We start from the raw sequence: 8,072 nt of genomic DNA, 5'->3' as shown, positions 1-8,072 counted from the left end.
CGTCTCGGTTATGCTCACGCCGAGCGATAACAGTCCAGGTCATCGGAAACCCCATTTTGATTTAGCACCAAAAGGGAATCACAACCTGCTGTTATCGCTCAACTACTTTTAAATCGGGCTCTAAAGTGAAAGCGCGTCCAATTAAATTGGAATGCCTTTCTCATCCCATCGGCGGCGCCGTCGATTCTCTCAATACCAGTTCCACCGGCCAGACTTCGCTGTGGTTGGACACATCCCGCCCTGCCAGCATCTGCAGGAGGATGTCGCCGATCCTGATGCCTGCTTCCCGGATCGATGAGCGGGTGGTCGAAACGGTCGGCACCATGTTGTCGGCGTTGATGTAGTTGAAGACGTCGTCATGGGCGATGAGCGAGACGTCGCGGCCGAGCTGTAGCCCGGCGGAGCGGACGGCGCGCATGACGCCGAGTGCGGTCATCATCGAGCCGGCAAGCACGGCAGTGGGAGGATCGGGCAGGCTCAGAAAATCCTGCATCGAGCGGTAGCCGACATCGTCGATGAAGGCGCCGTTGGTGATCAGTTCGTCGCGGAAGGCAATGCCGTGTTCCTTCAGCGCCTTGCGATAGCCCTGTTCGCGGTGCTCGGCAAAGACGTCGCCGCGTTCGCCGTTGATGACGCCGATGCGGCGGTGGCCGATGTCGAGCAGATAGCCGGTGGCGCGGTAGATGGCGCCGAGATTGTCGATGTCGAGCCAGGGGAAATTGCCATCCTCGCTGCCGCGGCCATGCAGCACGAACGGCATGTTGAGCTTGTTGAGGAAGGCCATGCGTTCGTCGTCGATCTTCGGCGTATGCAGGATGACGGCATCGACGCGCTTGGAGGCGGCGAGCCGCTGGTAGGCGGAGAGTTCGCCCTCCTTGTCCTCGACGACGGTGATCAGGATATCGACCTGGCGCGTTTCGAGCCGGCTGCCGAGGCCGGCCATGAATTCTGTCGTGTTTGGGTCAAAGCCATGGCTCTCGCGCAGCACGATGCCCACCGCGCCGGCCCGGCCGGTCGCCAAACCCGCCGCCGAGCGATTGGGGTGATAGCCGAGTTCCTGCGCGAGTTTCAAAATCCGCTGGCGCGTCTCGGACTTGACCTCCGGATAGCCGGATATTGCCCGGCTCACGGTCGTCTGGCTCATGCCGATCGATTTTGCGAATTCTTTCAGGTTCATAGGCGGATCGATCCTCCTCCGGCAGTTGTCGCAACGACCTGATGCCGATCTCCCGCTCGGCCCTGGCTGCCTTCTCCCAATAGCAGGAGTATAGAATAAGTCCGACTTTTTTGAAAGCGCCATCAATTGTTTTTTTAAGCACGTCGAATGACGATTGCGGTGCACGTTCACGGCTGTAATCTCGAAAAAATCGTTAATGATGCTAATCGATTGAAAAGGTAAGATATTCGGGTTGTTCGGTGCTCAATAGGCAAATTCTCCGCGAATTTTCGCGCTTCCACTCTTGACTTTTTACACGCAAAGACGTTCTATTTATTTAAAGCGCTTTCAAATCGGGGAGACGGAATAATTGAAAGCCCAATCCGAAAGCTGCTTTTGAAAGGCCGTCCGTCCCGCGCGGGTGGTCATAACGCATTCCATATCCAAGGGAGGATTATCGGATGAAGAAAACTCTATTGCTGAGCGTTGCCGCATTCGCGCTGATGGCCGGCGCGTCGCACGCCGCCGACCTCAAGTTCAAGCCGGGCGAGGGCAAGCAGTTCAACTGGGCCAGCTATGACGCGTTCAAGAAGGCGCATGGCGACCTCAAGGGCCAGACGCTGACCATTTTCGGACCCTGGCGCGGCGAAGACGAGACGCTCGCGAAGTCGATGCTCGCCTATTTCGAAGACGCCACCGGCGTCACCGTGAACTATTCTTCTTCTGAAAACTACGAGCAGCAGATCGTCATCGACACGCAGGCCGGCAGCCCGCCGAATATCGCCATCCTGCCGCAACCGGGCCTGCTGGCCGACCTTGCCGCCAAGGGCTTTCTCACCGATCTCGGCGACGACACCGCCAAATGGATGAAGGACAATTATGCCGCCGGCCAGTCCTGGGTCGATCTCGGCACTTATCCCGGCAAGGATGGCAAGTCGCATTTCTACGGCTTCTCCTACAAGTCCGACGTGAAGTCGCTGGTCTGGTATTCGCCGGAAAATTTCGACGACGCCGGCTATGAAGTGCCGAAGACCATGGAAGAGCTCAAGGCTCTGACCGAAAAGATCGCCTCGCAGGGCAAGAAGCCCTGGTGCATCGGCCTCGGCTCGGGCGGCGCCACCGGCTGGCCGGCCACCGACTGGATCGAAGACCTGATGCTGCGCACGCAGAAGCCCGACGTCTACGACGGGTGGGTCACCAACAAGGTCAAGTTTACCGACCCGGCCGTGATCGCCGCGATCAACGAATTCGGCTGGTTCGCCAAGAACGACAAGTTCGTCGATGGCGGGGTGGCCGCCGTGGCCGCCACCGACTTCCGCGACAGCCCGAAGGGTCTCTTTACCTCGCCGCCGAAGTGCTACCTGCACCATCAGGCCTCGTTCATCCCGTCCTTCTTCCCGGAAGGCACGAAGATGGGCCAAGATGCCGACTTCTTCTACATGCCGCCCTATGCCTCGAAGTCTGATCTCGGCCGTCCGGTGCTCGGCGCCGGTACGCTGGTGACGATCACCAAGGATTCGCCGGCTGCCAAGGCTTTCATCGCCTGGCTGGAAACGCCGATCGCGCATGAAGTCTGGATGGCGCAGAAGAGCTTCCTGACGCCGTTCAAGGGCGTCAACCCGGATGCCTATGCCGATGCGCAGTCCAAGAAGATGGGCGAGATTCTGACCACCGCCACCACCTTCCGCTTCGACGGTTCGGACCAGATGCCCGGCAAGATTGGCGCCGGCGCCTTCTGGACCGGCATGGTCGACTATGTCGGCGGCAAGTCGGCCGACGATGTCGCAGCCTCGATCCAGAAGGCCTGGGACGCGCTGAAGTAATCGGGATGGCGGGGGCCGGCTTCCGGTCCCCGCCACCTTTGGAATGAGTGTACCTTGCCGGCGCCATCTCAACCGACGAGGCGGAACAAACCATAATAATGACGCTCATCGTTTTACCGGGGAGGGGATAAACCATGGAGCAGCTACTCTATGCGGTCGTCACTATGGCGATCGGCGTGCTCGGTTGCGCCGGATATTTCTACGGCAGCAACATCATTCTCGACGCGATCCTGCCAGCCAAGGGCGGCGATACGGCCAAGGCGGCGCGCAACATGCGCACGGCCTCGATGATCCGGCCGTGGCTGTTTCTCGGCCCGGCGCTGATCGCGCTGACGCTCTATCTCGTCTATCCGGTGTTCGATTCCATCCGGCTGTCCTTCATGGACAAGAGCGGACAGCACTTCGTCGGCTTCTTCAATTACAATTGGATGCTGCACGATGACCAGTTCCGTGAGTCGATCCTCAACAATTTCCTCTGGCTGCTGGTCGTGCCGGCCGCCGCCACCTTCTTCGGCCTGGTGATCGCGGTTCTGACCGACCGTATCTGGTGGGGTAATATCGCCAAATCGCTGGTCTTCATGCCGATGGCGATTTCCTTCGTCGGCGCCGCCGTCATCTGGAAATTCGTCTATGATTTCCGTGATGTCGGCGCGGCGCAGATTGGCATCCTCAACGCCATCGTCGTCTGGTTCGGTGGCCAGCCGGAAGCCTGGCTGACCATTCCTTTCTGGAACAATTTCTTCCTGATGGTCATCCTGATCTGGATCCAGAGCGGCTTTGCCATGGTCATCCTGTCGGCGGCGCTGCGCGGCATTCCCGAAGAGACGATCGAGGCGGCGATCATCGACGGCGCCAACGGCATGCAGATCTTCTTCAAGATCATGGTGCCGCAGATCTGGGGGACGATCGCGGTCGTCTGGACCACGATCACCATCCTGGTGCTGAAGGTGTTCGACATCGTGCTCGCCATGACCAACGGTCAATGGAACAGCCAGGTGCTCGCCAACCTGATGTTCGACTGGATGTTCCGCGGCGGCGGCGACTTTGGTCGAGGGGCTGCGATCGCCATCGTCATCATGATCCTGGTCATTCCGATCATGATCTGGAACATCCGCAACGCGCGCAAGGAAATGGAGGGACGCTGATGTATGCGACGAAAAAATCACCGCTGGTCTGGGTCGTCCACCTTTCCGTGCTGCTGATCGTGGTCATCTGGACATTGCCGACCGCAGGCCTGCTGATCTCCTCGTTCCGCGACAAGAACCAGATCGCCGCGTCGGGCTGGTGGACGGCACTGACCACCTCGACCCAGAACGTCGTCTTCCGTGCCCCGACCGCCGAGGCACAGGTCGAGAAGGACGGCAAGTTCGTCATATCAGGCAATGTGCTCTCGGGCGGCGGCCAGGTCGGCGACTGGGGCATAACCAGCACCGAACCGGCCAAGTTCAAGCCTGGCCAGTCGACGCCATTGCGTGACGGTTCGACGCTGACGCTGCAGCAGGACGGTAATTTCTCGATCGTCTCCGACAAGAAGATGGAGGAGACGCGCGGCCAGCGCATCTTCTACACGGCCAAAATCCCGCCGCGCTTCACTTTCGACAACTATAAGCAAGTGCTGACGTCGGAAGGCATCGGCGCCTCCTTCATCAACTCGCTGACGGTGGCAGTCCCCTCGACGGTCATTCCGATCCTGGTGGCGGCGTTTGCCGCCTATGCCTTGGCCTGGATGAAATTCCCCGGCCGGGCACTGCTGATCGCGGTCGTTGTCGGCTTGCTGGTCGTGCCGCTGCAGATGTCGCTGATCCCGCTATTGAGGATCTACAACGGCGTCAGCGGCTATTTCGGCGTGCCCTCCAAGACCTATCTCGGCATATGGCTGGCACATACCGGCTTCGGCCTGCCGCTCGCCATCTACCTGCTCAGGAACTACATGGCCGGCTTGCCGAAGGAGATCATGGAATCCGCCCGCGTCGATGGCGCCTCGGATTTCGAGATCTTCATCAAGATCATCCTGCCGCTGTCCTTCCCGGCACTGGCTTCGTTCGCGATCTTCCAGTTCCTCTGGACGTGGAACGACCTGCTGGTCGCCATGGTCTTCCTCGGCACCGGCGATGAATCGCTGGTTCTGACCGGACGTCTCGTCAACCTGCTCGGTTCGCGCGGCGGCAATTGGGAAATCCTGACGGCCTCGGCCTTCATCACCATCATCGTACCGCTGTCGGTGTTCTTCACGCTGCAGCGCTTCCTGGTGCGCGGCCTCTTGGCCGGTTCGGTCAAGGGCGGCTGATGAGATTGCAATCGGGATGCCGGGCTCCGGCATCCCACCCCCTGTTCAAGAAGAGAATGAAATGGCGACTGACGTTCAAAACCCTGTTGACAAGGACTGGTGGCGCGGAGCGGTGATCTATCAGATCTACCCGCGTTCCTTCCAGGATTCGAACGATGACGGGATCGGCGACCTCGAAGGCATCACCGCGCGGCTGGAGCATGTCGCCTCGCTCGGCGCCGACGCCATCTGGATTTCGCCTTTCTTCACCTCGCCGATGAAGGATTTCGGCTACGACGTCTCCAACTACTGCGACATCGATCCGATCTTCGGCAAGATCGAGGATTTCGATTCATTGATAACCGAGGCGCATCGCCTCGATATCAAGGTGATCATCGATCTCGTGCTGTCGCACACGTCGGACCAGCATCCCTGGTTCGCCGAAAGCCGCTCGTCGCGCGACAATGCCAAGGCCGACTGGTATGTCTGGGCCGACCCGAAGGCGGACGGCACGCCGCCCAACAACTGGATGTCGATCTTCGGTGGCTCATCCTGGCAGTGGGATTCGCGCCGGCTGCAATATTACCTGCACAATTTCCTCACCTCGCAGCCGGACCTCAACTTCCATTGCCCGGCGGTGCAGGACGCGCTGCTCGGCGTCACCCGCTTCTGGCTCGAAAAGGGCGTCGACGGCTTCCGCCTCGACACGATCAATTTCTATGTCCACGACAAGGATCTGCGCGACAACCCGCCGCTCGAGATCAGCCGCCGCAATGCGAGCATTGCTCCGTCAGTCAATCCTTACAATCACCAGGAACATCTCTACGACAAAAACCGGCCGGAGAACCTCGAATTCCTGAAACGCTTCCGCAAGGTGCTGGATGAATTCCCGGCAATCACCTCTGTCGGCGAAGTGGGCGATGCGCAGCGCGGCCTGGAGATCGTCGGCGAATATACGTCCGGCGGCGACAAGGTGCAGATGTGCTATGCCTTCGAATTTCTCGCCGCCGATCCGCTGACGCCGGCGCGGGTGCGCAATGTGCTGGAGCGGTTCGAGCGCTATGCGCCTGATGGATGGGCCTGCTGGGCTTTTTCCAACCATGACGTCATGCGCCATATCACCCGCTGGAGCCTCGGCGTTGAGAACCGCGATGCGCATGGCAAGCTGCTGATCGGCCTGCTCTTGAGCCTGCGCGGCTCGGTCTGCATGTACCAGGGGGAGGAACTGGGTCTCGAAGAGGCGGAACTCGCTTATGAGGACTTGCGCGACCCCTATGGCATCCAGTTCTGGCCGGATTTCAAGGGCCGCGATGGCTGCCGCACGCCGATGGTCTGGACCAACGCGACGTCGATCGGCGGCTTTTCCAACGTCAAGCCGTGGCTGCCGGTGCCGGCGGCGCATCTCGAACGTGCCGTCAGCGTCGAGAATGCCGATCCGAACTCGCTGCTCAATCACTACCGCGCCTTCATCGCCTTCCGCAAACGCCATCCGGCCTTTGCCAAGGGAGACATCACATTTCACACTGCCGATGACCATGTGCTGGCCTTCAGCCGTACCTTCGGCAACGAAATCGTGCTGGCCGTGCTCAACATGACAGAGAGCGAGGCGCACGCGAACTTGCCCGATGGTGCCTGGGAGGCGCTCGAAGGGCACGGGTTCACAGCAGAAAGACAAGATAACAGCGTCAAGCTGCCGGCCTGGGGCGCCTATTTCGCCCGGCGGGCATAATAACGGAGGAGGGAAGCATGCCAGGGGTTGTTCTGAAGAATATCCATAAGTCCTACGGTGCGATCAACGTCATCCACGGGGTCGATCTCAATGTCCAGAAGGGCGAATTCGTCGTCTTTGTCGGCCCCTCCGGTTGCGGCAAGTCCACGCTTCTGCGGATGATTGCCGGTCTCGAGGAAATCACCTCGGGCGACATGTTCATCGACGACGTCAAGGTCAACGATGTGCCGCCTTCCAAGCGCGGCATCGCCATGGTGTTCCAGTCCTATGCGCTCTATCCGCATATGACCGTTTACGACAACATGGCCTTCGGCATGCGCATCGCCAAAGCCTCGAAGGAGGAGATTGACAAGCGGGTGCGCGGGGCGGCGGAGATCCTGCAGCTGACCAAATATCTGGAACGCCTGCCCAAGGCGCTCTCCGGCGGCCAGCGCCAGCGCGTCGCCATCGGCCGCGCCATCGTGCGCAACCCAAAAGTCTTCCTGTTCGACGAGCCGCTGTCGAACCTCGACGCGGCATTGCGCGTCGCCACCCGTATCGAGATCGCCAAGCTGCACGATTCCATGCCGGGCGCGATCATGATCTACGTCACCCACGATCAGGTGGAAGCGATGACGCTTGCCGACCGCATCGTGGTGCTCTCGGCCGGCAAGATCGAGCAGGTCGGCTCGCCGCTGGAACTCTACGAGCATCCGCAGTCGTTGTTCGTCGCGGGCTTCATCGGCTCGCCGAAGATGAATCTGATGACCGGCAAGAATTCGGCGCCGTTCAATTGCACCACGGTCGGCATCCGGCCGGAACATCTCGACATCGTCGGCACCAGCGGCGGCCAGTGGACCGGCAAGGTGATCCACACGGAAAAGCTCGGCGCCGATAGCTTCCTTTATCTCGACATCGGCTCCGACGAGCCGATGACGGTGCGTGAAAACGGCACGACCAAATACCATACCGGCGATACGGTGTCAGTGAAGGCCGCCGACGGCAAGCTGCACCGCTTCGGCGCCGACGGAAAGCCGGTGGCCTGACCGGCAAGCCATCTGGCCTGAGGGCGACTTAAAAATCCATGCTCCTCCCGGTCGCCCGGGCCGCCCTCCCCGA

6 protein-coding genes are annotated in these 8,072 nt (G+C 60.3%); 5 read left to right on the top strand and 1 reads right to left on the bottom strand.

Annotated elements, in window-relative coordinates; all coding sequences use genetic code 11:
* Nucleotides 1-160: 160 nt before the first annotated feature.
* Nucleotides 161-1,177, bottom strand: coding sequence for a LacI family DNA-binding transcriptional regulator (locus tag AC1DYF_RS38505; protein ID WP_477883966.1), 1,017 nt, complete (start codon nucleotides 1,175-1,177; stop codon nucleotides 161-163).
* Nucleotides 1,178-1,617: 440 nt separating this feature from the next.
* Between AC1DYF_RS38505 and AC1DYF_RS38500 the strand changes: the two genes are divergently transcribed.
* The 5 genes from AC1DYF_RS38500 to AC1DYF_RS38480 all read left to right on the top strand — a co-directional run bounded on the left by AC1DYF_RS38500 (nucleotide 1,618) and on the right by AC1DYF_RS38480 (nucleotide 7,999).
* Nucleotides 1,618-2,979: an ABC transporter substrate-binding protein gene (locus AC1DYF_RS38500; RefSeq protein WP_477883964.1), complete on the top strand. Its 1,362-nt coding sequence runs from the start codon at nucleotides 1,618-1,620 to the stop codon at nucleotides 2,977-2,979.
* A gap of 134 nt (nucleotides 2,980-3,113) precedes the next feature.
* Nucleotides 3,114-4,124: a carbohydrate ABC transporter permease gene (locus tag AC1DYF_RS38495; RefSeq protein WP_477883962.1), complete on the top strand. Its 1,011-nt coding sequence runs from the start codon at nucleotides 3,114-3,116 to the stop codon at nucleotides 4,122-4,124.
* A complete protein-coding gene (locus AC1DYF_RS38490; RefSeq protein WP_477883960.1) occupies nucleotides 4,124-5,266 on the top strand; it encodes a carbohydrate ABC transporter permease in 1,143 nt (380 codons plus the stop codon). Before AC1DYF_RS38495 ends, AC1DYF_RS38490 begins: the two co-directional genes overlap by 1 nt.
* 61 nt (nucleotides 5,267-5,327) lie before the next feature.
* Nucleotides 5,328-6,974, top strand: a complete 1,647-nt coding sequence (gene bglA, locus AC1DYF_RS38485) for a beta-galactosidase BglA (RefSeq protein WP_477883958.1) — start codon at nucleotides 5,328-5,330, stop codon at nucleotides 6,972-6,974.
* Between the two features lie 17 nt (nucleotides 6,975-6,991).
* On the top strand, nucleotides 6,992-7,999 hold the full coding sequence (locus AC1DYF_RS38480; RefSeq protein ID WP_477883956.1) for an ABC transporter ATP-binding protein: 1,008 nt from the start codon (nucleotides 6,992-6,994) through the stop codon (nucleotides 7,997-7,999).
* The last annotated feature ends 73 nt before the right edge of the window (nucleotides 8,000-8,072 follow it).

The organism is Rhizobium sp. P2_G9 (assembly GCF_056403475.1).
The sequence above is the reverse complement of the archived record's forward strand: the minus strand, read 5'-3'. Positions and strand labels throughout refer to the sequence as shown.